A 26415-nucleotide genomic window follows, 5' to 3' on the forward strand; every position below is an offset into this window, starting at 1 on the left:
ATTACAATGTACATTTCACGTAATATGAATTAGTCAATCCTGACAGTTACAATCAAATTGAATAACTTTAAAACAGATTAAGTGACTACACAACATAAATCTTCCAGCACCAAACTAACATTGTCTCCGAAGCCTTTATGTATACTTATTGATTTTTAATTTCAATCCGCTCAAAAATCAAAATCTTTTGGTTCTCCGTTCAGTTCTCTGCCTCTCAGTATTGCTTCTTTCCAATTTTTGCCAATATCCATATAGGTTTTAAAATGTTCCTTTTCTCTTTCTGTACCGAGTGAAATCCCTAACTGATGGGTTGCCTTATATTTTTGGAAAGCCAGGGGCAAATGCTCTATGGTCTTTTTCGATCTGTAGCTTTCTACTGCTCTGTTTAAAGCGACACGATAATCATCATGAGCTTCAATTGGAATTAATTCATCTTTTATTTCGGATAAGTATTGCAGATTCTCATCTGCCCTTTCATTTTCATAGGTACGATGGTGTTCTGTTCCTTTCAGATACTCTGTAATAAGTTTACTGGTTTTTTTATCCTCTATGAGTTGTGCTAAAGTTATATGTAATTTGGTGTCAAAAATATTCATATAAGGCTTTTCCAATTCCGGATCTTTTACATATGAATCAGGAGGGGAATGCTTCCGGGAATCTTCAATGCATAAGCTTTGATAAAATTTCTCTTTTTTACCCCGAATATCAGGAAGAGTAAGGAGTACTCCATTTCCTGTTTTTCCATTATGAAAATCATACCATTCGGGAAAGTTCCGGTTTTCGTTATTGGTTTCATAAGCTTCTTTTATTTCCTCATAATTCTGCCAATCCGGAAACCAGTCTTGTTCAAACTCTGCGTTGTTTTGTGAAAGGTATTGACAATACCAATCAACCTCCTGTGGGGTAATTGGAGGTATAAAAGAACAATTGAGTATATCTTCTTCCCAAGCTCTAAAATCAAAAGTGATTTCTATTTCTTTTATTTTCAGTTGCTCGGCCCGCCAAAGACATTGTGCATCAAAAAGTTTTTTTTGTTGTATAATGGAGAGGTGTTCGAATGCTAAGTCAATCCATTCGTTTTGCTTTTGCTCGTTTAATCTCTGGTACATTTCGCCCCATTTCAAACCGGATGCCTTTATATTAGCATAAGCTTTGCAGAAACTTTCCATGGAATATTTTTGATACGTCTTGCAATATTTCTGTACAGCAGGGTTTTCCATGAGCTCTTTTGTCCATTGCTCACAAAATTGGTGGTAATCTGTTTTCTTTTCTTCGTTCATGTTTTTTTAGAAATTAGCAATTAGGGATAAAGTTAAAATTAAAAAGTTTTGTATTATTCCATATCTCTACTTATTCAAATTTACAAATTATTCTTGTTGGTAATATTGTTGAAGTGTGTTATCTTCAACATACGGAATGAAAATCCCAATAAAAACTCTTGATGGTTTAGGTATTGTTGTTTTATGACTGCTGTTTAAGCTTATTACAAAGGTTTCTGTAGGCTTAAATTTAAGAGAATCCATAAAATCTAAGAACGTATGCTGTATTGGGTATAATTATATTTCGTTTATATCTTAGCAGCCAATTGGCTTGATTTGAGCAATTTTAAACCACAAAATCTTGTATCTATGATGTACATGTATGGATACAAAAAAACTCTCTTGAAAAAGAGAGTTAAATCGCTGAAACCAGCTTAATACTGTAGCGAAGACGGGAATTGAACCCGTGACCTCAGGGTTATGAATCCTGCGCTCTAACCAACTGAGCTACCTCGCCGTTTTGGTGGTGCAAATATAGAAAATATTTACTTACCTCCAAAATTATTTTAACTTAAAATATTCCAAAACATCGCCTACATGTTCTGGCTTATTGATTATCTTATTGTTAGCATCTAAAATAAAATACGTAGGTGTAGCGTGAACATTATAGGTATCTGCATAACTGCTGTTCCACCCTCTTAATTCAGAATCATTCACCCATGGAAATGCACTTATTTTTTTAGTGTAAGCATCTTTATCAACATCCAATGATAAGGCAATAATCTGGATATTTTTTGCTTTTAAATCATTGTATTTTGCCAGTAGCTGCGGCAGCTCGCTTTCACAGTGAGAGCAGGTAGAAGACCAGAATATTACCACCTTTTTATCAGCTTTTATATCATGCAAAGTTTTAACATTGGTATTAACCGGAGCCTGAAATGTGTAATTAGGAAAAACAGCACCCATTTCAACATTAGCATTAGATTTTATGGTAGAAGCCAAGCGGTCTGTGATGGTACATTTAAGATTTTTGGCCAAACCAAGATATTTGTTTTTAAAATCCTGCATGTCGTATACATCAAAGATATCAATAAGCTCAGAAAGAACGGTTTGCCCTCTTGGAGTTTCGACTTTTAGGCTGTCCAGCAGTTTATCTACAGATGTACTCACATTGGTATTTCCGCCTGTATTAAGGTATAAAACAATAATAGGTCTTAATAAAGATGAAGTTTCAAGCATATCATTTGATTTATCAATAAAATTAATGATATCATCCTGACTTACTTTCTTAGAAGCATCGTTAGAAAGAAATTTACTGTAATTGGTGTTGTAATAATAGATAAAAGGATGCTGAGTCTGATCAATTCCACCCGAAGCGCCGCTAAGCCTGTCTATTTCAGTTCTAAGTGCTTTGCCAAAATCTGTATTGTCTTTGTAATACTCCTTAATTTGCGACAGCGCCGGAAGTATAAGTTCTTTTTTCTGAGAACCCTCCTGAATTTTACTCATGAGATCATTCGCTTCATCAAGGTAAATGACATCTTTAATTTTATTGGTTTGTGTTTCGAGCCTTATACTTATATTTTTATTTTCAGAAATGAAATTAAAGGTATTGTTGGAACCCGGAAAATAAACTTTCATCATCCCCATATAGTTTGTAGGATATTGAAAGGACCAAGTGTTATTTTTACTTTTCTCCTTAGAGAAGATAATGTCTTTGGATCCGTTTAAAGTGTATAAAATAGCATCTTGATCTTTGAAATCGGCAGGAGCCTGAATGGTAACCTTAAACTGGGCTTGTAATGAAAATGCAGCTATAATAGCCGGTAATATAAAAATCTTTTTCATAAGGTAAAAATAAAAAAACTCTCCGAGTAATCAGAGAGTTTAATATTATTTTAATAAATTATATTTTCTTAGGCATGTATTTTCTGCTAAAATGTATTATGAGTATGATTGCTACAACAGCTAACACATATACATACATATCAACGGGCGAAGCCGGGGATCCGGTACCGGAACCTCCAAGTCCGCCCCCTCCCGGATTATTGGGCTGCGCTGGCTGCGCATTGACGACTATAAGTGCAAATAAGAATAAACTGGAAAGGAACTTATTAATAAATTTCATAGGTGTTTTATTTTAATATTTTTGTATTAACGATATCTCCTTTATCGGAAACTACTTTTACGACATAAGAATTTTTAATCTTCTTATCCAGTTCAATAACAAAGTCTTGGGAAGTACTTACCGATTTTTTAGAGATAACCAGTTTACCACTCATATCGTAAACTTCGATATCAGCTTTTTTCCAGTTAGGATCAAATCTAACGATGTAATCATCAATTGCAGGATTATAAATTACCAGAGTTCTGGAAGGACTTTTAGTTTCGTTTGCAGCTAAAACAATATTGATCGGTTCTCCGTAGTACAGATCATATTCTGTTCCTGTAACAGGAATAACCGCTCCCTGAACAGCCTGCTGTACAGTTCCATTGGCTGCTTTATAGTAAAAACCTATTCCTGAAGACAGCGCATGTGTACCATCAGGCACCAATTGTGCATTCTCTCTTACTTCAAATTTATATGATTTTACTATTGAAGGACTATACGTTACTAATTTTACATTTTTGCCTTTAAAGTTGGCTTCATTAGCTTCATTGATATAAAGCCAGTAATTTACATAATTATAATCATAGCCTCCTGTCAAAGCTTCTTCAAAAGTACCGATTATATCACCACCCGTTGCCGCAACCTGAATACTTGTAACGCCGGACGTCTGGTGTCCTGTAGTAGCATTGGGAGTCACTACATAATACGTACGCCCTACTTCTTTGCCTGTTGCATCCAGGGCAATAATACCTAGTTGTTTTACAGTACCGGAAATTCCTTTTGCTGCTGTTACACTGTAATCTGTATTTTCTGCTCGTGCAGTACCTGCAAATCTTCTAAGAGTACTGAAATTTAACGTTTGGGGGCTATTATCTCTCAGCTTGATAACAAAAGTCTCCATTGGTTTAATTACAAGCGCATTAACATCTCCGGTCGGGATTTTGGTTGTAGGATCATATGTTTGGGTTAAAGCTCCTATTGTATAAGTGCCTCCACCAGCATACGTCACCACCGTCCCCGGAGAATATTTTATGCCCCAGATATTTGAAATTGCATTACCATCTGAAACACCGCCTACACCACCACTTTCGGCATATCCAATTCTTGAAAGATCAATATTGGTAAAATAAGGATTCCCAAACTGATAAATATTTTTACCGTAGGTCCCCGTAAATATACCGGTTGTATTATCGAATGCATCCTGAAGATAACTGTTATATTTCTCGCCGTACTGATTGAGATTATTACCATTTGCTCCGAAGTTGACACTTGCACCTGCGTCTTGTAAGCTTACCGCTGTTAAGTCCTCCGAACGTACAGGGGAACCGTTGAGGGTATAAACAGAGCCTGTAGGGGTCGGGGAAATCGTCGCTAAACTTCCCGGAGGGGTACTTAGATCCAAATTATTATTTTTTGAACCCAGCATGTAGTAAAGTGCTGATGAAGGTGTTGTATTCGCAAGATTCGTCACATGGTTTGAGACTACAGTAGTATTATTCCAGCTAAGAATCTCATTTTGCGACCATCTTGTTGTGCTGAATGTTTTGCCTAACTCTGTTGACAGCGTACTGAAAGCCTTACCTGCGAATGGAATCGCAATTTGTTGAAAATAGTTTCCGTTCCCATGCCTATTTGTGCGATATTCTTTACTTATAGTACCTGTAAGATTTGCTGACGAAATCCCATTGATGAACAACTGACCATACGTGGAAGTTGTATAATTGGAAGGATCATTAAGTCTTAGTACGATATTTCCGCCGTTAGTTTTGGGAGCACCTGAAGTAGTAATTGTTCTGAAGGCATCAGTAGATGCAGCTTCAACCATAACATTTCCGCGAACATCTATAATACCCGAGCCTCTTGTTTGAAACCCTCCTCCGGAATATAACAGAGTACCTTCACTCACGTATGTGGTAGCAGCATCATCTATGTGTACTAGAATATTCTGCGCCTGAACAGAATATATAGCTGCTAATAGACCAATAGCAAATAAATTTTTTCTCACTGTTTGTAGTATTTGTGTGTTAATACAACGGCAAAGTTAGGTTTTTTTTAATAAAAACCAAAAATATTTTACTTTTTAACAAAAATATTATCTTCAGTCAATGTTATTTCTTTTTCTTCACCTATTGAAAACATATAGTCTTCAAGGACTTTTTCGGTAGTTCCTCTTAATCCTCTTGCCCCTAATCCTTTTTCGATGGTTTCTTCCACAATTTTTTCGATCGCAGCATCGGTAAAAACAAGATGAGTTCCATCCATTTTAAAAAGTTCAATAAATTGATTTACAATAGAATTTTTCGGTTCTTTCATGATCCTTACCATTGTTTCTTTAGTAAGTTTATCAAGATAGGTAATTATCGGAAACCTGCCCAGAAGTTCAGGAATTAGTCCGAAAGAACGGAGATCTATAGCGTTGATATTCGTTAAAATATATTCATCTTCACCGGTACTGTTGATTTTTTCTGCACTGAAACCAATAGCCTGCTTATTCATTCTGCGTTCAATGATTTCTTTGATCCCGTCAAATGCACCACCCGCAATGAATAAGATATTCTGAGTATTTACCTGAATGTACTTCTGATCAGGATGTTTTCTACCTCCCTGTGGCGGTACGTTTACAATGCTGCCTTCAAGAAGTTTTAATAATCCCTGCTGAACGCCTTCCCCGGAAACGTCTCTGGTAATGCTCGGGTTATCAGATTTTCTTGCAATTTTATCTATTTCATCAATAAAAACGATTCCTCTCTCTGCTTTTTCTACGTCATAATCTGCAACCATCAGCAGTCTGGAAAGAATACTTTCAACATCCTCACCTACATATCCTGCTTCTGTTAAAATAGTAGCATCTACAATACAGAAAGGAACATTAAGTTCCCTCGCTATGGTTTTGGCCAGTAACGTTTTTCCCGTTCCGGTTTCACCGATCATGATGATATTGGACTTTTCAAGCTCTACTTCACGATTTTCGTCCTGAGCATGAAGCAATCTTTTATAATGATTATATACCGCAATTGAGAGTTGTTTTTTGGCCTGGTCCTGCCCGATAACATATTGATCAAGAAATTCCTTGATTTCTTTCGGCTTTTTAAGCTCTTCAATATTTTCAGCAGGAGAAAAGCCTGTTTTTACCGAACTGTCTTTCACAATCGCATGCGCCTGCTCAATACAGTTTTCACAAATAAAACCATTCTGACCGGAAATCAGCATCTGCACTTCATTTCTCTTTCTTCCGCAGAAAGAACACTGGTTTGAATTCATTATTATATATAGATATAAGTATAGATTAAAATAAACCCGTAAAAATTACGAGTTTACAGTTTTTAAGAATTGATAATAGAGTTCTGAATGTCAGTGTACTCTTCGTTTGTTAATTTAAGTCTTTCATTTCTGAAATTCATATCTTCCATCTTATTAAGGGGAATCAGATGGATGTGGGCATGGGGAACTTCAAGTCCTACCACTGCGACTCCTACCCGTATGCAGGGAATTGCCGCTTTAATTTTTTTGGCAACTTCCTGAGCAAATCCCCAAAGATTTTTATATTCTTCACTTTCCAGATCAAAGATAAGGTCTACTTCTTTTTTGGGAACAACTAAAGTGTGACCTTTTACCAAAGGCATTGCATCCAGAAAAGCAATAAAATTTTCATCTTCGGCAATTTTGTACGAGGGAATTTCGCCATTGATGATCTTTGTGAATATTGTGCTCATTTTCTAAAAGTTTAGGAGTTAAAAAATAATAGATTAGAGGGTTATTTCTAATACTTCAAAAGAAAGCTTATTTCCGTTAGGTAGTGTGATATCTGCTGTTTCACCCACTGCTTTACCCAAAAGTCCTTTTGCAATCGGCGTATTTACAGAAATTTTGCCTGCTTTAAGGTCGCTTTCGTTATCGGGAACCAAAGTAAATACCTGTTCCTTTTTGGTCGCGTTATTCATTAATCTTACCGTTGTAAGGATAGAAACTTTTGAAGTATCCAGCTGACTTTCGTCTATGATCTTGGAAGTAGCAATAATATCTTTCAGCTTCGAAATTCTCATTTCAAGCATTCCCTGAGCTTCTTTAGCCGCATCGTATTCTGCATTTTCAGACAAATCTCCCTTATCTCTTGCTTCTGCAATCTGTTGGGTGATTTTTGGTCTTTCCACAGTTTCCAACTGTTCCAGCTCAGCTTTCATTTTGTCTAATCCCTCCTTTGTAACATAGCTTGCCATAATTTTCAAAATTTAGTTTTAGTATAAAAAAATAATCCGACATTTGCCGGACAATGTTTTCGAGTTGTAATCGTTTAATTTCTACAAATATATAAAAATTTAAATTGAAATGAAAAAAACTTTTTCAATATTATCTTTAATCACATTATTGATTTTCAGCAATTTAACAATAAAATCCTGTGGCAGCACGGAAGATACCGTAAGTTGCTTCCCAAATAGTCCAATCAATGTCATGCTCAATCTTAACCTTCCTGCTTACTACCCATTAAACCAGGTTGGCGGATGGGTTTACATCAATGAGCAACAATCAGGTACAAGAGGGCTCATTATCGTAAGAGCTTCCGATACAACTTTTAAAGTATATGACCGTAATGCTCCACATATCTGTCCTGACAGCAATACAACGCTGGAAGTTCAGGATAATATCAGAATTGTCTGCCCGAAAGACAACGCCCAATGGATCTTATTAACAGGACAGCCTACTGCAGTAGCCAATGTGCAGCCTAAAACGTATCTTTACAATTATGATCCTTCGGGGAAAATTTTAAATATTACGTATTAATGAAAGTCGTTATTCAAAGAGTATCAGAATCTCATGTAAAAGTGGACGGAAGCATTGTTGGAGAAATCGGGAAAGGACTTATGCTTCTTGTAGGTATCGATGAAAACGATACGGAAGCCGATGCAGACTGGGTCGTGCAGAAGATTCTTAATTTACGGATTTTCGGGGATGATGAAGGAAAACTCAATCTTTCCGTACAGGATATTAAAGGAGAAATTCTCTGCATCAGTCAGTTTACGTTAATAGCCGACTATAAAAAAGGAAACCGGCCGTCTTTCATTAAAGCGGCAAAGCCTGACAAAGCCATTCCGCTGTTTGATTATTTTAAACAACAAATGTCAAAATCCGGGCTGAAAACAGAGAGTGGCATCTTCGGTGCCGACATGAAGGTTTCTTTAATTAACGACGGACCCGTTACCATTGTGATGGATTCTATAACAAAAAGCTAATCAATGATTTTTAATGTAAGAAATTATGCTCTTTTTTTCATATTGATTTCTTCATATATTTTTGGGCAAAATCGTGATCAACTTCTGAAAATAAAATTAGATTCTGCTTTTGCAGAAACATTTAATAAAAACGAGCCTGGCGGAAGTGTTTTTATTCAGCAAGGTGGTAAGGTTTTATATGAAAAATCTTTTGGACTTGCTGATCTTAAAACCAAGCAAAAGTTTACTCCAAAAACAATTTCCAATCTAGGATCTATAACCAAGACATTCGTTGCCTATGGAATTTTGATGCTCGAAAATGAAAAAAAGCTTTCCACAGAAGACAATCTTTTAAAATTTTTTCCGGATTTCAAAGACAAAAAAATTGCTTCTACAATAAAACTGAAACATTTCTTAACACATACTTCAGGAATCCTGACAGCAGAAATGTCGAAAAAGACAGTATTTTTTATTTAACAGCAAAAGACTAAGAAAATTTTAATCCCTTAAAATCTTCCGAAACATTGGAATTTCAACCGGGTTCAAAATTTGAATATTCCAATCCTGCCTATAATGGACTCGCGATTATTATTGAAAAAATTAGCAAAATGAAATGGCAAAAATATATTGAGAGAAATATATTTCATGTTGCCGGAATGAAATCCAGTAAAATAACAGACGGAAGTTTTCCGGATAAAAATGTTGCGCACGCTTATATTCTAAAAGGAAATAAATATGAAGAATATGACTACGGCGAGTACCCAACTTTTCCTGCTGCAGGAAATGGCGGAGTCTGGAGTTCGGTTGAAGACCTGAAAAAATATATAAATGCAATTAATACCTGTAAATTTGCTGATTGCAATATTATAAAATCATCTCAGACTTCCTGGCAACCGGATCAATGGAAGGATGAAAAGTCATTTTTTCATTCAGGAGTGTGGTTTGTACATAGCGGTTTTTATTATTATGCAAAAACGGAAGAAAAGGAGAATGTCATTGAGCATGCCGGAGATCAGGGCGGTTTTAAGTCGCATTTAATAATGATTCCGGAGAAAAATATTACAATCATTTGGCTTACCAACAATAACAAGTTTATTACCGGAACGATCCGGAGAATATTGTTAAAATTAAATTATATCAATACTTAATTTACAAAAGCTTAAATTCGCAAAAAATATAGTTACAATACCAATGAAAAAAACATTATTTACGCTAGTTCTTTTAACAGGAGTAAATCTTACATTCGCTCAGAAATCATACACCGATGAGCAGAAAGCTTCCTATTACATCGGGCAAGACATTGCCGAAAACATGAAAAAGCAAGGCTTTCCGGCAGATCCTGAACTGTTGGCGCAAGGATTCAAAGATGCATTCGGAGAGAAGGCAAGCTTATTTCCTAAAGAAGAAATGGCTACTTTCATGCAGAACTTTATGCAGAAGCAGAATGAAAAAAAGCAGGCTGAAGCCAAATTAAAAGCAGAAGAAAACAAGAAGAAAGGTGCAGAATTTTTAGCGAAAAACAAGCTGAACAAGAATATCAAAACTACGGCAAGCGGTTTACAATATGAAGTTCTGAAAGAGGGTGACGGAAAGACAAAACCAACGGCTACAAGCACGGCAAACGTAACCTACACCGGTAAACTGATGGACGGAACGGTATTCGATTCTACGGATAAAAACGGCGGACAACCAGTCGAACTTAATATTTCAGGAGTGATTAAGGGATGGACAGAAGGAATTCAGCTGATGTCCAAAGGTGCAAAATACAGATTCTATATTCCCGCTGATCTTGCTTACGGAGATAACGGAGCAGGAGGCGTAATTCCTCCGGGAGCAACACTGATTTTCGATGTTGAGCTGGTAGATTTTAAATAATTATTTTCCACGTACCATATAAAAACGTCTTTCATTGCTGAAAGACGTTTTTTTCTAATAAACTTTTATAAAAAAACTAATTCGCAGGGATACTGCTGAAGTTAAGTGCTATTCTGAGGTTCATATCAGAACTGGTCTGATTTTTAAGTTCATACACCGTTCTTACGGTCACTCCGGTACTTTTCACCACCTGATCAAGAAATCCCGAGTTTTCCAGATCCAGTGTAAGGCTTGAAGCATCTGTGGAAATATTTGTTCTTGAAGCGACAAGTCTCTCACCTGTTCCGCTGGAAGAAATATATACTTTAATCGATTTGAATGCGCTTAGATTTCCTCCTGATGGCGACACTACCGAAACCTTGGCATCGGAAATTCTTACGTCTTTAATTTTTGCATTGTTATTACCTCCGAACCACGTCTGTACATTGGATGCTGTAGCGGTAGAAGAAACTTCTTTATCTGCAGGAACGCCGGTTGAAATCAAAACATTAGCTGTATAAGGAAATGTATTCTGAACCAACGACTGCACGGTGCCGCAGCTTACCAGAGCCACTGAGGCTACTGCCGCTGTCAAAATGATATTTTTCATAATGATAAAATTTAAAGTGATGGTAGCAGAAATTATACCAAATCGTTTACTCATTCTATACTCACGGTGAAGCTTCCTTTCGTATTTCCTGAAGCCATATTGCTTTTCCCGATAATAAGCCATACTTCGCCTTTTTCTTTCAGGTCGTAGGTAAGATCTCGCCCGAAAGGCCCATCATAATCGCCATTCGGTAATTTTATCTGGTTGAATCGAATATTAAAGTCCTTTTCTTTTGTTGAAATTTTAGCTTTTATTTCAGGATTTTTAAAATCGGTTATTTTGAGCACCAGCTCTTCATTTTCATTGGTAAATTCTTCACCTAAAGTTACCGGTAAATGCTCACCGTCAACCATTCTTATAATCTGTCCGTTTTTTACTTCCCGCATCACACCTGTACGCAGAACTTCTTTCGTTTTCGGTGCATTATTGATGATAGAATCTTTCATCCTTACGTCAGCAGAATCCGTTTTTTCTAAGGCAGCGGGTTGTTGCACTGCTGCCAATGAATCGGTATTCTGCGTTTCCGTAACGGAGGATTCTTTTTTACATGATACGATAAGAAGAGGGATAAGCAAAAATAATTTTTTCATAATACCTATTTTGAAATTGTAAAGCCTGCTGGCCTTTTTTAAAGTTTATTGAGAAGCGAAAATTGTTCCATTACACTATTTTTATGGTCTCTTTCTTTGAATGGACGAAAACCTCACAGGTTTTTGAAACCTGTGAGGTTTGAACAACGATAAACTTATTTCAAATTCTGATAATACAGAACTTTAGAAAGGAACTTTTCATTTTGCTGGAATTTTACTCTTTCCAGATTTAAAACTTCAGATTTTAGCCGGTAATCCCGGTTTTCTTTGGCATATTCCAGAAGATGCTTTTCGCTGAAGTTGATTTCTTTTACATGATAAGCTGCATCGAAATCATTGCGTTTCATATTTTCGGAAGTGATGATTCCGCCCCAGTTGACGTAGCTGCAAACCAGAATTACCCCGTAAACATACCAAGCCATCGTGTTGAAGAGAAAAATATTTCTTTTTTGTTTCTGAATCTTAATAAATGTAGTTAGCAATCCTATTAGCGCTAAAATCAAAAATGCATACACTCCGAATCTTTTATAGGTAAAACCATAATTCATAATATATTCTGAGTTTTTAACCATAGCTGAAATAACAAGAACTGTGTTCAGGAAAATCCAGACTTTAGCAAGTGCTTTCAGAAGTCCCGCCTTCGGATCAAAATTAAAATTGGATTTAAAGTAAAACATGATGACCACAATCGACATAATAATGGACATGATCACCGCATTTACTCTTTCGTGCGTTTCTTCGGAAAGTTTTACAGGAGTTTTCACCTGCTCATAAAACTGTTCATAATTGTAGGTAGCGATAAAAAATATCAGCAAAATATTCAGGGCAAATAAAGAAATAATACCACTCATCCTTTCCGCATCCAGATCAAGGAAAGAATAGGTTGCTTTCTGAATTTTATCTTTTTCTCCAAAGTTGTTATCCAGAAGCCTGTTGCTTTTATAAATAAATCGTTCAACCGCAAAATTCCAGTAATTAAAGGCGATAAAAAACCCTAAAACAATCATGGCCAAAAGCTGCCAGAAGTTTAGATCAAGTTCAATATTCGTGAATAAATTAGCAAAATGATCGCTTCCTGCGGAATAAATTCCAAAGAAAACAGAGATCAGAATTAAAGGAATTATTACAAAAGCCAGCACTTTCTGCCACAATCCGGAAACATTTCTTTTGGGAAGCCAGGCATCAAAATTTAAGATCCTGAAAAACTCGGTAAAACAATTCGTTATAAATACCGGAACAAGCAAAAGAATTTTCATCTTTCGGTTTCTGGAACGATATCCTAGGAGCAAAAGCGAAGATGCCACAGCCAAAAAAGAGGGAAAATCTCCGTACCAGGCGAAAGCAATGCTCGAAAGAAAGCTTGTTACAAACAGAAAAACAAATATTCCGGTTCTGTTTCTTCCTGGAGTTCTGAAGAAAGTGAGTACGGCATAGATAATTCCGATAATTCCGAGATTAAGACCAACATTCTGGTCATAGAATACAATGACAAAAAGTATTGTCGTAAGAAATATATAGTGATGTGTTTTCATAGGTTAATTTTAGTATAGTACAGTAGTGTTTTTTTGTTGGATAAAATCCTTCAGGTGTTCAAAATTCTGCCAAAGCAAAGCTTCGAAATCCCATTGATAAAACGGCCGCATGTTTTTTCCTTTTTTATAAGCTTTAATGTAAATTTTATAATATTCGGGCAAAATGATGCTTCCGAGAACAATCGCCGCCAAAAGATGCGCATTCAGTTTTCCGTTTCCCAGAAGCAGGAACTGCATGGCGATTTCATCCTCGAAATTGGTTCCGCAGCCTGTAATGAGATGATGAACATCGTGGTTTTCCATTTTCGGGATCATCGTAAAGCCGTGTTTTTTATAAAACTCACCGAGCTTTCTGCCTAAAGAATCTTCCTGAAACTCCAGTAATTGTTTTTCGGTAAACTGCCACTGCCTTTTCTTTTTCTTAAAATAGGTTCTGTAGAGCTTCTGGGTTTTGTTGTAGACGAACAGAAGAAATTGTACGCGTATTTTTTTCATAGTAGATGTATTAATAAAATTCTAAAAAGTAGGATATAAGAAGCCAAAGTGGAGCTAGAAATGGCAATGAAACGGAAAACCAAAAGCCAAGATTAAATAGATTTTTTCGAAAGTTATCGGTGTTTTCTTTATTGTTATTAAGATCTTCCGTAACACCTAAAGAATAAAATAAATTTGCAATAACAATCATTATTAAATATCCTATTCCTTGAAAAGCAATAGTAAATAATGTAATTTCAAACTCTTCATCATAAGGCATTATAAAATTTACGCCCAGAATGACGTAAAAAATAAATGCGATAATTCCGGATAAAATTAATCCTAGATTATAAAGATATCTTTTATCACTCCACCATTCTCTGATTTGAGATTTTGTAAGGTTTGATGAACTCATATTGTAATTTTTAAGAATTAAAATCCATTAGAAAAATTCCTACATAGAAATACAGAATAGCAACGGGAATGTTAATGCAAATAATTAATGATGCTTTCATGCATTCTTTTAAATGTAACCTGTAAATAAATCCATAAATAATCAGGATCGTAATTACTACCAAATTAACCGGAGTCGCAAACAATAAGAGAATAAATCCATAGGAAGCAAATGCTTCAATTTTAGTAATCATATATCCAAAAAAACAAATGTTGCCTAATATAAAGAAGAGCCAAAAGGTAATCTTCCCCACTGTAATAATATCTTTATTTTTCATAATTAAATTTTTAGGCTTGCATTAAAGTAAAAACCGTAATTTCCGGACGCACCATAAAGCGAACCTGAAAAGAATGTCCCAAAGCACGATTGATGTAAAGCATTCTTCCGTCTTCAAGATCAATTTCTCCAGAAATATATTTTCTGTTTTTCACAGGAAGCAGAGGCGTAATGACTCCGGGAATCCTGCATTGTCCGCCATGCGTATGTCCGCTAAGAATCCAACCCTGATAACCATTCCAGATATTTTGATCACAGGCATCGGGATTATGGCATAGAATTATATTTGTCTTTGATGGATCATAATCTTTCATCACTTTCTTCGGGGCAAAATTGGGTGACCATAAATCTTCAAAACCAATAAAATTCAGTCCGTTGCTTTCCTGTTGCGCATTATTCAGCATTATGATTCCGAAACCTTCCAGAATACTGCAGATGTTGACAGACGACTGAAGATCCTGCCAGTCTTTTCCGTAATCGTGATTTCCCAGAATTCCAAATGTTGCCAGATTTCCTAACACAGCATGTTTCATCACTTTTTTAAGATCTTCTGTTTCCCCTGTTCCTCCCTGATTAACAAAATCTCCTGTGTAGACTACAAAATCCGGATTGTATTTTTTAGCTTTCTGAAAAGAATCGATAATGAAATTCAAGTCGAAACGGGTTTCAATATGAAGATCGGAAATCTGCATCAGAATTTTTCCTTGAAGATTTCTGGGTAAATTTTTAATCGGAAGTTTCCGTTCTACAAATTCTAGCCAAAATGGTTCAACCTGCCATGAATAAAGAAAAGGGACGGCTCCGGCAAGAGAAAGTTGAAAAAGTCTTTTCAAAAATGTTTTCCGGTTCATCTGTAATTCAGGTTTTTACAAGGTTAACTTCCCGCGAACGGAGTTCCGAAAATTCCCACAGCCAGCTCAATCCATACCAGTGCTAGCAGCAATAAAATGATGAAACAGATCATCAGCTTAGCCATCAATGGCTTTTTTGACCGGATAACCAGATTAATAAAGAAAGCGGTTCCGAAGAGTAAAATTGCGGCAATGCCAAAATCGGAAGGCGACCAGTTCCAACCTTATACAAATAGATTTCCGAAAAAAGCAGTGACCATTAATAAAGTGGGTACGCCGAAAATGATTGTTGTTTTTTGTTTTTCTAAAGTCATGATATATTATTTTAATTTTTAAAAGTACTTTGCATTTCAAAGTTAAATAGTAAAAAAATTTAAACTTATTTTCCCAATAATTTTTCCAAAGCATTGATATGCTCGGTAAACGCTTCTCTTCCACTTTGTGTAACCCGATAAGAAGTTTTCGGCTTCTTTCCTACAAATTCTTTTTTCACTTCTATATAGCCGGATTTTTCAAGGGCATTGCTATGGCTCGCCAGGTTGCCATCCGTAATTTCAAGCAGGCTTTTCATCTCAGAGAAATCAACCCAGTCGTTAACCATAAGAACAGACATGATGCCCAATCTTACACGACTTTCAAATTCTTTATTGAGTTGATTTATCTTTATCATTTATTTAATTATCTAATATAAAATAGAATGTCGAATCAACGATTCCATGTTTTGAGTCTATCATATATATCTGATTTCCTCTAATTGCTAATCGGTTAGACTTTAATAACGTTTTTGAATCAACATTATCAATTGTAATAATTGAGTCATTTTTTATATAATTTCCACGAGAATATGAGTTTCCTAAAGCAGAACCATCTGTAAATTTGTATGTTTCATCTTCTCTTAGTTCTATTTTAATATAATTCATATCGAAATCTTGACCAGCTTCTAAAATAACATCAGAAAAATCTCTAATTGCGAAATAGACATGCATCCCAATTGTGATAAATACAATCAACACTGATATTGAAGTCAGTTTAAAAACTTTAAAATCTTTTGAATCTCGATACTTTTTAAGTTCAATATTTAAAGCCATACCAACAAAAATTGAAAATAATATCAGATAAAATCCTATAATGATACCTGCAAATATAAAATCGTTATTCTGATATTCTATTGTCAAACTAAAATACTTGATTGTAACAAGAATTATCAGAAAAAACAAAATAATGGATTTCCAATTTTTCATTGTCTTATTTATACTTCTTATGCATAATCAATCCGTACACTATATGCAAAGCTCCAAACCCAATGGTCCAGAACAGCAGTCCCCACCCTAAAAAGAATAAGGAAATCAATCCTAAAATAATCTGGCAATAGCCTAAATATTTTATATCCGTTAAGGTATATCGTTCCGCACTTACCAACGCAAGACCATAAAAAATAAGTGTTGCCGGGGCAATAAATACAAAAAGATGATGATAGAGAAGCGCCAGACAAGAGAAACCTCCCGTTATCAAAGGGACTGCAAAGGTAACCAAAAGTCTTCTTGTTGTAGCATCCCAGATCTTTAATCCTTTTCTTTTACTTTTGTTGGCCGTAAAAATATATCCGCTGAGAAGAGCAACCGCTAGAATTACTGATCCGGTGATCACCAGTTCCTGTACCAGATCCGGTCCGAAAACAATTCGCTTCCCATTAAAATAATCAATCCCTTCCCTCTGAAATACAAAATAGACATACACGGCTCCGGCAATTGCAGCCAATCCTGCTACTACACCAGATAATCCGCTTAAAGAAATAAATCGGGAAGAACGTTCCATCATAGAACGGATGTGGGATAAGTCTTCGTAATAGTTTTTCGATTCCATAAAAAGAACTTTGAATTACAAAGTTATAATTTATTTTTAATCGTACAAATGTTTTTTGAAAAAATAAAAACCGCTGGATATCCAACGGTTGATACTGTATTAAATTGAATTATTTCGCTCTCAATCTTTCCTTAATCGCTCCGATATTTTTCTTTGCAGAATCTTCCAGGATCAGGCTGGCGCTCATGTGAATTCTCGCAGGCATCAGTTCGGTGAAATGTTCTGTACCTTCCCACGAAACTTTTTTAATCAAAGCTAATGCATCACTACTTCTTGAAGCAAGAGTTTGGAGGAATTTTTCCAGCTTCGCATCCATTTCTTCAATGGTTTCTGAAACGGAATGATAAATATTGTGCTGTTCTGCCCATTCTGCCGATCTGAAATCCGCATCAATAGCCATTGCCGAAAATTGCGACTTCCCTATCTTTCTTTCCACGTAAGGTCCGATCACGAAAGGCCCAATTCCCAGATTTATTTCTGTTAGAGCCAAGGCAGCATCCTTTACGGCAAAACAATAATCTGCCCCGCAGGCAAGACCTACTCCTCCGCCAGTTGTTTTTCCCTGAACTCTTACGACTACAATTTTACCGCAGTTTCTCATCGCATTTAATACTTTGGCAAAACCTCCGAAAAACTTAGTGGATTTGTCAAGTTCTTCAATTTCCAGCAGTTCATCAAAGCTTGCTCCTGCACAGAAAGCTTTACTGCCCTCACTTTTAATGAGGATTGCTTTTACCTCATCTTTTGCACCTTCATCAAGAATGGTTTGTGCCAGTTTTTCAAGAATTGCTCCCGGAAGAGAATTACTTTTCGGGGTTCCGAATGTGATTTCGGCAATATTGTTTTTAAGTTCTGATGCTACGAATTCGTTCATTTTAATTTAATTGAATAAAAGCAAAAATACTAAATACAAAGTGTTTTAAGGAAATTAAGTGGATTAAAATCACAGGCATTGTATTATCTCAACATGATATCTTAGTGATCAATGCACTAATTTTTGACATATAATCTCTAAAAATAGAGATCCGATTATATATATACCACATTATGTAAATTAATAAATAATTTATTTATTTTTGCCGAAAATTTAACATTTTCATATTATCCGTAAAAATACGTAACGTGTAATTTGGTATTTTTCACTCTATAATAGAATATACGATTGTTGTTACTTTGAACTCTGAATAAGGTACAACATTTAGATAAAAAGGCGGAAACCGAAAAGCCTGAACAGAGTAGGATTGGAACTGAAAAATTAATAATCATAAACAAACAATTCATGAGAATAGTAAAATCACAGGCCCTCAATTTCCCAATAACGTGACATACAATGCATTATCAAAAACATGCACAATAATTCCGATACGGATTAATAAAACTTTATTGTCAGAATCTGCTTGGTGATAATATGCACTTTAATATAATCATTTACCAATTTAAATACATTATCAACCCTAAATTTAAAATTATGAAAAGTACTTTACTTTCTACCCTTTGCGGTCTTTTCGTTTCAATGCTTACATTTGGACAAACCAGTACAGAACAATTTGAGACAGAATCTAACGGGAGCTCAAGCTTCACGGATAACGGAGTGATCTTTAATATTTTGTCTGTTGTAAACAGCTATAAGGTATCAGGAGCTAATCCTACTGCAGGATGGAACGGAACTTCTATCGACAACAGGTTCATTGATAATTCCGGAACAGGAAACCAGTCTGCAGGAACATCATTCAGTATTAAAACGACTTCAAACCTTTTTAAAGTAAACAGATTCTGGGTTTCTGCAGCAGCTGCAAACGGCACATTGGGTGTAGCCGGTACTATTACTGTTACAGGAAAATTGTCTGGAGTAACGAAATTTACACAGACTAAAACCACTGGTTTCAACGGAACAACGGCTGTTACCAATGGTTATACTTTAATTGATATGACCAATCTTAACGGCCAAAATTACAGCAATATTGTAATCGACCAGCTGCAAATTACTGCGGGAGGAAACTTCCAATATCTTAAATTTGATGCCTTTACATGGGTGAAAGATGCGGGAATTGTTTTGGCGGCGAACGATGTGAAAGCTACTAAAAAAGAGAACAATGTTTACCCAAATCCAACAACCGGCCCTCTTACAATTAAAGCTACAGAAAATACAAAATTTGAAGTATACAGCGAATCCGGACAAATAGTAAAAACAATCGAAGCTAAAAAAGGAGTAAATGAAGCAGATATCACCGAATTACCAAAAGGTGTATATATGGTAAAATCTTCTTCAGAGGCTTATAAAATTATCAAACAATAAGAACTTATCATCAAACAACTAATAACCAAAACCTATTTTGATAAGTAAACTTATTGTGTGACGGTTCTAATGCATAAGTGTGATAAAAATTCCCCGAAGTTTTCGGGGAATTTTAATTTTTTAAGGCTAAAATATATTTATCAATATACAGCTGTTTATCTTTAGATTTATACTGCTGAATATATCTCGGATGCTCCAGGACAGTCATTTTGTCAAAGAGTCCGGCTTCTTGATTGAGCTTAGTAATAAAATCTGCATTTTTCTTTCCCATTATAAAAACTTCGGACGTCTCAAGGTTAAGGCTGATATGTTTTTTTAAAGAATCGATCATAAAATCTTTTACATCATTGAATAATGCTTTATCGTCATAGTAATTCGCATTGATCCAGCTTCCTTTTGACTTTCTGACAATAGCCAGCGGAAAAGGTGAATTGATATATACTTCTCTGTAAAATTCTTCCGCTCCGCCATATTCTGCAATCATATCATACACAAATACCGATGAAACTTCATGAGTATACGCTGAGGCCATCGGAATCCCGCAGACACTTTCCAGGCGTTTGGTATCGGTAAAGGGTACTCCGGTAACTCCGGCTCCGTGACGGCTGGGATTTATTCCTATCAAAAATTTCCGTTTATCAGAATCGTTATAATATTTGTGATAAAACTTTTCCATCACAACCAACGTTTCAGGATTGTTTAAATAAGGGTTTAAAACCTGAAAATCAACGGGAAGACTGCCTTCATATTTCAGATTCAGATTAAAACTTACAACTTGTTCGGCGAAGGTGTTCATTATTTCTAATACTCTAAAGGTTTATATCTTCTGAAAGTTTTATAAAAGTCATCATCATTTCCGGTAAATTTTCTTTTTTCAATCACCCTGAATTTTCCTGAAGAATCTTTTTCTTTTACTACAATTGTATCTGCTACATCAACTCTCGCAAACTCATCCAAAGAATCACTTTTAATTTTGAGAAAACTTGTTATCGTAGATCCTGTAAGAATCAAAGAATTTATACATTTTAAATCTGAATTATAGCTCAGGTTCGGATAATGATCTGAATTTTTAATATAGATAAATTCCTTGCTTTTAGGATCATAAATAAATAATTTCCGGATCGTATTTCCACCTCTTCCTGCTATTCCGCTTTGATACATGAGATCTTTAAAACCGTCGCCATTGAAATCTGAAATTTCAGCATTTATTCCTGTAAGACCATCTTTATCGAAATAAAACTTTTGCATAGATTTCCAAGTTTTTCCTACATTCTTCTGTTTTTTATAGTCCCAAATACTGTCTTGCCTATAAAAATTCAGAACTACAATATTATCTTCTCTTTTATCATTCCGGAAGTTTTCAACAGCAATTTTCGTTATTCCTTTCTCTCCTATATTTAAACTATCTATAAACTTTTCGCTAGAAAAATATACATCAGAACTCTTTTCTTTTTCTTTTAAACAAGAATTAAAAATAATATAAATAAATGATGCTAAAAAAATAGGTCTTAAAAGTTTCATAGTAAAAAATCCCTTCCAGGACAATGACTGAAAGGGATTATAAATTTATTAAATTAAATCAATCCAAACTGCTCAAAATGATGTGTAAAATGTTTTCCGTGCATCAGTTCCCACATTTCCTTATTCAGCTTCCCGAATACGAAATTCATATGCTCTGCCTGCGGATTTTCTTTGTAATAGATTATGAATCTTTTAAGATTATCCATGAAAGACTGCTTGGCAATTTCAAGGTTTTTATGTCTCAACTCCAAAAGTTTTTCATCTTCCGCCAAAAACGGAGCCGGGAAGTCTTTCGGCATCTTTCGGTGATTATAAAGGGAATCCTGCCATTTTTCCAGCTGCTCTTCAGGAGTGAAACATTTATCTGCTTCGGGCTCGCCAAGACTTACCAAAATACCGTGTTCTAAATGTTCTATCATTTGCTGAGGAGACATTTTACCCCAATCTGGCTGAGTAGATTCTGTTAAACCATTCAATATTTTTTGAATATTTTTCAGGTTTAGATCAATAAACGGAGACTGTTTTGCAACCAACGTTAATATTGTCGCTACACAGACGATTTCATCTCTCTGATTCACCACCTCAACCAGCCATTTTACCACTCCGGAAGGAATATTTCTCCCTTTTACGCCGCGGTTAATTTTTTCTTTAGCCGTTAAATATACTGTAATTGTATCTCCTGCATACACAGGATTAAAGAACGAGCAGTTTTCCAGTCCGTAATTGGCGATAACCGGTCCTTTTTTACCTGAAACAAACAATCCTGCCGCTGCAGAAAGGATAAAGTATCCGTGAGCAACCGTTTTATCAAAAATAGTTCCCGTTAAGCTTGTTGCATCAGTGTGCGCGTAAAAATGATCCCAAGAAACATTAGAGAAGTTAACAATATCTGCATCTGTCACAGTTCTTCCTGCCGTTTCCAGAGAATCTCCCACTTCTACTTCTTCAAAATATTTCCGGAACGGATGCTTGTCCGAATAATTTTTCTCAGCACCCTGCTGATATACTTTTGTAATTGCCGTCAAAATATCCGGAGAACCCTGAATGGCTGTTTTCTGAAGGAAGAAATGAAGACCGTTGAGTCCGCCCATTTCCTCACCTCCTCCTGCTCTTCCGGGACCGCCATGCATCAATGTCGGAAGCGGTGATCCGTGACCGGTGCTTTCTTTTGCATTATCTCTGTTCAGCACAAAAATCCTTCCGTGGTGTGAGGCCATTTTCCATGATGTTTCCGCTACGAACTGATCGTCATAAGAAACAATTGATCCCACCAAGCTTCCTTTTCCTCTTTTTGCAAGCGCAACAGCTTCTTCCGCATCTTTGTAAGGCATCAGGGTAGAAACAGGTCCAAAAGCTTCCACATCGTGAGAGATGTTTTTCTCAAAAGGTTTGTCATTTAGGAATAATTTCGGGCTCATAAATGCTCCGTTCTCATAATCAGCATCTACCAGTTCGTGCTGACCATCATAGATAAGCTCGGTTTCTGCTTTCAGCATGTTTATTTTTCTTAATACTTCCTCGTACTGCTGTTTTCCCACCAAAGATCCCATTCTTGTTTCCCTGCTCAGAGGATTTCCGATTTTGGTTTGGTCTAAAGCTTTTGATAAAGTCTGCTGAACGTCTCCGATAAGGTGTTCGGGAACAATAATTCTCCTGATAGCCGTACATTTTTGCCCGGCTTTTGTGGTCATTTCGTTACGGACTTCTTTGATGAATAAATCAAATTCCGGCGTGCCTGGTTTTGCTTCAAGTCCTAAGATGGAACAATTCAAAGAATCAGCTTCCATATTAAAACGAACGGCATTCCCGGCAACTGAAGGTAAAGATTTTAATTTTCTTCCCGTGGTTGCAGAACCTGTAAACAGTACGGAATCTCCATCCTGAACATAATCCAGGATATTTCCAGGCTCACCGCAAACCAGCTGAACAGCGCCTTCAGGAAGAATTCCGCTTTCGATCATATCCTGGAAAACAGCATTCGTTAAATACGAACCGAACGGTGAAGGTTTAACAATTGACGGAACACCCGCCAATAAAGAAGTTGAAAGCTTTTCCAACATTCCCCAAACCGGAAAATTGTACGCATTAATCTGAACGGAAACCCCTTCACTAGGCGTTAAAATATGGGTTCCGAGGTGCGTTCCGTTGGCAGAGATTTTCTGAGTGTCTCCATCTACCCAAAACGGGGTATTCGGAAGCATTCTTTTTGCCAATCCCGAATACGTAAAGAATGTGCCGAAACCTCCTTCAATATCTACCCACGAATCGATATGGGTAGCTCCGGTTTTGTATGATAATTCGTAATATTTTTTCTTTCTTTCTAAAAGATAAAGCGCTACTTTTTTCAGCATTTCTCCACGGTCATAGAACGTCATGGATGAAAGGTTTTTGTAGCCTATTGTTCTACCGTAATCAAGAGCCTGCTCAAAATTAAGCCCTTCCGTATCGGAAACAGCAACCTGCTCTCCCGTTACAGCATTGTATAAAGGAATTCCATTGCCGGAACCTTCGATCCATTCGCCGTAGATATAGTTTTTTAACTTTTCCATATAGTTTTTTAGTATTTTAATTTTAGCAATATATCAATTTAATAGTTTACCAATGAGATTCTTGACTCGTTCAGAATGACAGTGTGTAAAATCGTTACATTGATATATTGTTACGTTTATTTAGGGTCCTGATACGGGAACAATTTTACCAAACCTTCATACAAACTTCTGTGAAGAATGGTTGCATGATTGTCTGTTTCCATCATTTTATATTCTAAAGTCCAATTTTTCTTGCCGGCTTTCTTCAATACATTGTATAAATCTTCCGCATCTTTTATCATTACCGGGTGTTCTCCTTTTCCTACTGAAACATAAATAAATTTCCTGGTATCCTGAATTTTGGCTAGTAACATAGGCGCTTGCTTTAAAAGACTTTCATCATCCCACCACAAACTCGGACTGATGATAAAATAATTATTAAAAAGCTCAGGTTTTTTCAATAGAATTTCTGTTGCTAAAAGTCCGCCTAGCGATTGTCCGAACAGGTATTTATCCGCTGTTTTAAACTGACTTTCAATATAAGGTTTTAATTCTTTTTCCAAAAAACTGATAAATTTATCTGAATGTCCCGTTGTAGGATAATCTTTTTGTAAATCTTTTAAATCGGTATGAAAAGTGAAGTCTCTTTTTCTGTCAATATTGGCAATTCCCACAACGATCGTTTCCGGCATAGAATACATCTGATTGAAGAACTGTACCAAGCCGGTCACATGAATAAAATCTTCATTCATGCTTCCGTCCAAAAGATAGATAACCGGGTAAGATTTTGTTTTGTCGAACTTTTGCGGAAGATAGATATTTAACGTTCTTTCTTCATTTAAAATTTTCGATTGTATGGTCCTTATTTCTCCGATAGTCAGTGGTTTTACTTTTTCAGTCTGGCCCAAAACCATAGATTGAAACGTAAATAAAAGACTGCAGAAAATGAGAAGTTTTTTGATCATAATAATTTAATTATTTCACATCATCCCAAATGCTGTAATCCACAACTTTTGTTGGGATCTGCTGAACATATTCAGTAAAAGGTTCACAAGGCAGAATAGCATCTTTTCCTTCTCTTGCCAATTCCTGGTACAGCTTCGTTCCTTCTGTTTTCCATTTGATCATTTCATCAGAAATGTCACGGATGATTTTTGCGGGACTTCCAACAATTAATTTTCTCGCTTCACATTTAAAATTGGCAGGAACAAAAGCCAAAGCTCCGATAATGCATTCATCACCAATAATGGCTTTATCCATCACGACAGCATTCATTCCGACTAAGCAGTTTTTTCCGATATGCCCGGAATGAATAATAGCGCCATGACCGATATGTGCAGATTCTTCCAAAATGGTCTCAATCCCGGGAAAAACATGAAGCGTACAGTTTTCCTGAATATTAGCGCCGTCTTTGACAATAATTTTACCCCAGTCCCCACGAATCACCGCATTGGGACCAACATAAACCTCTTCGCCAATTTCTACATTTCCGATGATCACCGCCTGCGGATGAACATAAGCGGAAGGTTTTATTATCGGACGAATTCCGTGATATGAGTAGATATTCATAAATTTTTGTTCAAAAATTTAATTTAACAATGTATCAATCTAACAGTTTACCATAGATAATTCGACAAGTTCACTATACACCATTACAGTGGAATTGATACATTGATACATTTCTATATTGTTACATTATTGAAAAAGTTATACTTTTTCAATCACCATTGCATAGCCTTGCCCGACACCGATACAAAGCGTACACAATGCATATTTTTTATCCTGTTTCTGAAGTTCCATAGCCGCAGAACCAACGATTCTTGCGCCCGAAACTCCAAGTGGATGACCAATCGCAATCGCTCCTCCGTTTGGATTCACTCTTGAATCATCATCTTTTAATCCCAAACTTCTTGTTACTGCCAAAGCCTGGGCTGCAAACGCTTCATTCAGCTCAATAACGCCCATATCATCTAATGAAAGATTGAGTCTATTTAACACTTTCTGAGCAGCCTCAACGGGCCCGATTCCCATGATTCTCGGTTCTACTCCCGCTACTGCCGAACCTAGTATTTTAGCAATCGGATGAAGTCCGTATTTTTGCACGGCTTCTTCGCTGGCCAAAATTAAAGCTGCGGCTCCGTCATTCATTCCGGAGGCATTTCCTGCCGTTACGGTGCCTTCTTTCCTGAAAGCAGGACGAAGTTTTCCCAGGCCTTCCATGGAAGATGTTGGCTTAATAAATTCGTCTTTATCAAAAATTTTCGGTTCGCCTTTTTTCTGTGGAATTTCCACTTTTATAATTTCTTCAGCGAGTCTTCCGCTTTCCTGGGCTTTTGTCGCTTTCTGCTGTGACCAAAGGGCAAATTTGTCCTGATCTTCACGGCTAATCTGGTGAATATCCGCTAAGTTTTCTGCGGTTTCGCCCATTCCGTCAACACCGTACATTTCTTTCATTTTCGGGTTGATAAATCTCCATCCGAAAGTGGTATCGAACATCTGGCTGTCTCTTCCGAAAGCTGTGCTTGGTTTTGACATTACGTAAGGCGAACGTGTCATGTGTTCCACTCCGCCTGCGATATAAATTTCACCTTCTCCTGCCGCAATGGAACGGAAAGCATTTGCCACCGCCGACATTCCTGAAGCGCACAATCTGTTGACCGTTTCCCCTCCGATTTTGTAAGGAAGTCCGGCCAGTAAAAGTCCCATTCTGGCTACGTTTCTGTTATCTTCACCTGCCTGATTGGCGCATCCGAAAATAACGTCTTCAATTTCTTCAACCGGAACTTCAGGGTTTCTTGCTACAATTTCTTTAATCACAATGGCAGCCAAATCATCGGCTCTTACTTCTGAAAGCCCTCCCGACAATTTTGAAATCGGAGTTCTGATGTAATCTATGATGTATACGTTGTTCATAATGTTTTTAATGTAACAATCTGGTAATGTAACAGTGTAACAATTATTGATACATTTATAAACTGGTACATTGCTAG

The 26415-nt window shown here is 36.4% G+C and carries 29 protein-coding genes and 1 tRNA gene; 6 read left to right on the forward strand and 24 right to left on the reverse strand.

The window, feature by feature from the left end:
- Nucleotides 1-170: 170 nt before the first annotated feature.
- The 7 genes from ACYT6F_RS02860 to greA all read right to left on the reverse strand — a co-directional run bounded on the left by ACYT6F_RS02860 (nt 171) and on the right by greA (nt 7586).
- Nucleotides 171-1280, reverse strand: coding sequence for a hypothetical protein (locus ACYT6F_RS02860; protein ID WP_472599801.1), 1110 nt, complete (start codon nt 1278-1280; stop codon nt 171-173).
- Nucleotides 1281-1702: 422 nt separating this feature from the next.
- Nucleotides 1703-1776, reverse strand: a tRNA-Met gene (locus tag ACYT6F_RS02865).
- A gap of 44 nt (nt 1777-1820) precedes the next feature.
- Nucleotides 1821-3107: a peroxiredoxin family protein gene (locus ACYT6F_RS02870; protein WP_472599802.1), complete on the reverse strand. Its 1287-nt coding sequence runs from the start codon at nt 3105-3107 to the stop codon at nt 1821-1823.
- A 287-nt stretch (nt 3108-3394) separates the two neighbouring features.
- The gene (locus ACYT6F_RS02875) at nt 3395-5374 is read right to left on the reverse strand and encodes a T9SS type A sorting domain-containing protein (protein WP_472599803.1); all 1980 of its coding nucleotides are present in this window, start codon (nt 5372-5374) and stop codon (nt 3395-3397) included.
- A gap of 68 nt (nt 5375-5442) precedes the next feature.
- Nucleotides 5443-6630, reverse strand: a complete 1188-nt coding sequence (gene clpX, locus ACYT6F_RS02880) for an ATP-dependent Clp protease ATP-binding subunit ClpX (protein WP_472599804.1) — start codon at nt 6628-6630, stop codon at nt 5443-5445.
- A 62-nt stretch (nt 6631-6692) separates the two neighbouring features.
- Nucleotides 6693-7082 carry an HIT family protein gene (locus tag ACYT6F_RS02885; protein ID WP_472599805.1) on the reverse strand — a complete coding sequence of 130 codons (390 nt, stop codon included), beginning with the start codon at nt 7080-7082 and terminating at the stop codon, nt 6693-6695.
- Between the two features lie 33 nt (nt 7083-7115).
- Nucleotides 7116-7586: a transcription elongation factor GreA gene (gene greA / locus ACYT6F_RS02890; RefSeq protein ID WP_066434321.1), complete on the reverse strand. Its 471-nt coding sequence runs from the start codon at nt 7584-7586 to the stop codon at nt 7116-7118.
- A 109-nt stretch (nt 7587-7695) separates the two neighbouring features.
- Here greA and ACYT6F_RS02895 point away from each other — a divergent pair, with 109 nt between their 5' ends.
- The 5 genes from ACYT6F_RS02895 to ACYT6F_RS02915 are packed head-to-tail and all read left to right on the forward strand — an operon-like array spanning nt 7696 to nt 10451.
- Complete coding sequence (locus tag ACYT6F_RS02895) at nt 7696-8148, forward strand: hypothetical protein (protein ID WP_472599806.1); 453 nt, start codon at nt 7696-7698, stop codon at nt 8146-8148.
- Nucleotides 8148-8597, forward strand: coding sequence for a D-aminoacyl-tRNA deacylase (gene dtd, locus ACYT6F_RS02900; protein WP_472599807.1), 450 nt, complete (start codon nt 8148-8150; stop codon nt 8595-8597). The genes ACYT6F_RS02895 and dtd overlap by 1 nt, the downstream gene beginning before the upstream one ends.
- 3 nt (nt 8598-8600) lie before the next feature.
- Complete coding sequence (locus ACYT6F_RS02905) at nt 8601-9053, forward strand: serine hydrolase domain-containing protein (protein ID WP_472599808.1); 453 nt, start codon at nt 8601-8603, stop codon at nt 9051-9053.
- Between the two features lie 47 nt (nt 9054-9100).
- A complete protein-coding gene (locus ACYT6F_RS02910) occupies nt 9101-9724 on the forward strand; it encodes a serine hydrolase domain-containing protein (RefSeq protein ID WP_472599809.1) in 624 nt (207 codons plus the stop codon).
- Between the two features lie 43 nt (nt 9725-9767).
- Nucleotides 9768-10451, forward strand: a complete 684-nt coding sequence (locus ACYT6F_RS02915; protein WP_472599810.1) for an FKBP-type peptidyl-prolyl cis-trans isomerase — start codon at nt 9768-9770, stop codon at nt 10449-10451.
- A gap of 76 nt (nt 10452-10527) precedes the next feature.
- Here the strand turns inward: ACYT6F_RS02915 and ACYT6F_RS02920 are convergent, their stop codons facing one another.
- From ACYT6F_RS02920 to ACYT6F_RS02970, 11 genes are all read right to left on the reverse strand, one after another.
- Nucleotides 10528-11040, reverse strand: coding sequence for a hypothetical protein (locus ACYT6F_RS02920; protein WP_472599811.1), 513 nt, complete (start codon nt 11038-11040; stop codon nt 10528-10530).
- 50 nt (nt 11041-11090) lie between these two features.
- A complete protein-coding gene (locus tag ACYT6F_RS02925; RefSeq protein WP_472599812.1) occupies nt 11091-11630 on the reverse strand; it encodes a hypothetical protein in 540 nt (179 codons plus the stop codon).
- A gap of 155 nt (nt 11631-11785) precedes the next feature.
- Entirely contained in the window at nt 11786-13162 is a 1377-nt protein-coding gene (locus ACYT6F_RS02930) for a DUF4153 domain-containing protein (protein WP_472599813.1), read from the reverse strand.
- Nucleotides 13163-13171: 9 nt separating this feature from the next.
- Nucleotides 13172-13657: a Coq4 family protein gene (locus tag ACYT6F_RS02935; RefSeq protein ID WP_472599814.1), complete on the reverse strand. Its 486-nt coding sequence runs from the start codon at nt 13655-13657 to the stop codon at nt 13172-13174.
- Between the two features lie 10 nt (nt 13658-13667).
- The gene (locus ACYT6F_RS02940) at nt 13668-14051 is read right to left on the reverse strand and encodes a hypothetical protein (RefSeq protein WP_472599815.1); all 384 of its coding nucleotides are present in this window, start codon (nt 14049-14051) and stop codon (nt 13668-13670) included.
- 10 nt (nt 14052-14061) lie between these two features.
- Entirely contained in the window at nt 14062-14367 is a 306-nt protein-coding gene (locus ACYT6F_RS02945; RefSeq protein WP_472599816.1) for a hypothetical protein, read from the reverse strand.
- A gap of 10 nt (nt 14368-14377) precedes the next feature.
- A complete protein-coding gene (locus ACYT6F_RS02950; protein ID WP_472599817.1) occupies nt 14378-15217 on the reverse strand; it encodes a metallophosphoesterase in 840 nt (279 codons plus the stop codon).
- Nucleotides 15218-15596: 379 nt separating this feature from the next.
- A complete protein-coding gene (locus tag ACYT6F_RS02955; RefSeq protein WP_472599818.1) occupies nt 15597-15887 on the reverse strand; it encodes a winged helix-turn-helix domain-containing protein in 291 nt (96 codons plus the stop codon).
- A 4-nt stretch (nt 15888-15891) separates the two neighbouring features.
- Nucleotides 15892-16458: a hypothetical protein gene (locus ACYT6F_RS02960; protein WP_472599819.1), complete on the reverse strand. Its 567-nt coding sequence runs from the start codon at nt 16456-16458 to the stop codon at nt 15892-15894.
- Between the two features lie 4 nt (nt 16459-16462).
- Nucleotides 16463-17080: a hypothetical protein gene (locus tag ACYT6F_RS02965; protein WP_472599820.1), complete on the reverse strand. Its 618-nt coding sequence runs from the start codon at nt 17078-17080 to the stop codon at nt 16463-16465.
- A gap of 109 nt (nt 17081-17189) precedes the next feature.
- On the reverse strand, nt 17190-17954 hold the full coding sequence (locus tag ACYT6F_RS02970; protein ID WP_472599821.1) for an enoyl-CoA hydratase/isomerase family protein: 765 nt from the start codon (nt 17952-17954) through the stop codon (nt 17190-17192).
- A 594-nt stretch (nt 17955-18548) separates the two neighbouring features.
- Between ACYT6F_RS02970 and ACYT6F_RS02975 the strand changes: the two genes are divergently transcribed.
- Nucleotides 18549-19376 carry a T9SS type A sorting domain-containing protein gene (locus ACYT6F_RS02975; protein ID WP_472599822.1) on the forward strand — a complete coding sequence of 276 codons (828 nt, stop codon included), beginning with the start codon at nt 18549-18551 and terminating at the stop codon, nt 19374-19376.
- A gap of 112 nt (nt 19377-19488) precedes the next feature.
- Here ACYT6F_RS02975 and ACYT6F_RS02980 read toward each other — a convergent pair whose 3' ends face one another.
- The 6 genes from ACYT6F_RS02980 to pcaF all read right to left on the reverse strand — a co-directional run bounded on the left by ACYT6F_RS02980 (nt 19489) and on the right by pcaF (nt 26338).
- Nucleotides 19489-20172 carry an SMUG2 DNA glycosylase family protein gene (locus ACYT6F_RS02980; RefSeq protein ID WP_472599823.1) on the reverse strand — a complete coding sequence of 228 codons (684 nt, stop codon included), beginning with the start codon at nt 20170-20172 and terminating at the stop codon, nt 19489-19491.
- A 5-nt stretch (nt 20173-20177) separates the two neighbouring features.
- Nucleotides 20178-20897, reverse strand: a complete 720-nt coding sequence (locus tag ACYT6F_RS02985) for an XAC2610-related protein (protein WP_472599824.1) — start codon at nt 20895-20897, stop codon at nt 20178-20180.
- A 53-nt stretch (nt 20898-20950) separates the two neighbouring features.
- Nucleotides 20951-23446 (reverse strand): phenylacetic acid degradation bifunctional protein PaaZ, encoded by a 2496-nt coding sequence (paaZ, locus tag ACYT6F_RS02990; RefSeq protein WP_472599825.1) that lies wholly within the window; start codon nt 23444-23446, stop codon nt 20951-20953.
- 116 nt (nt 23447-23562) lie between these two features.
- On the reverse strand, nt 23563-24390 hold the full coding sequence (locus ACYT6F_RS02995) for an alpha/beta hydrolase (protein ID WP_472599826.1): 828 nt from the start codon (nt 24388-24390) through the stop codon (nt 23563-23565).
- Nucleotides 24391-24400: 10 nt separating this feature from the next.
- Nucleotides 24401-24994: an acyltransferase gene (locus ACYT6F_RS03000; RefSeq protein WP_472599827.1), complete on the reverse strand. Its 594-nt coding sequence runs from the start codon at nt 24992-24994 to the stop codon at nt 24401-24403.
- 138 nt (nt 24995-25132) lie between these two features.
- On the reverse strand, nt 25133-26338 hold the full coding sequence (gene pcaF / locus ACYT6F_RS03005; RefSeq protein WP_472599828.1) for a 3-oxoadipyl-CoA thiolase: 1206 nt from the start codon (nt 26336-26338) through the stop codon (nt 25133-25135).
- Between the last annotated feature and the right edge of the window lie 77 nt (nt 26339-26415).

Source organism: Chryseobacterium sp. NG-CE01, from assembly GCF_055695505.1.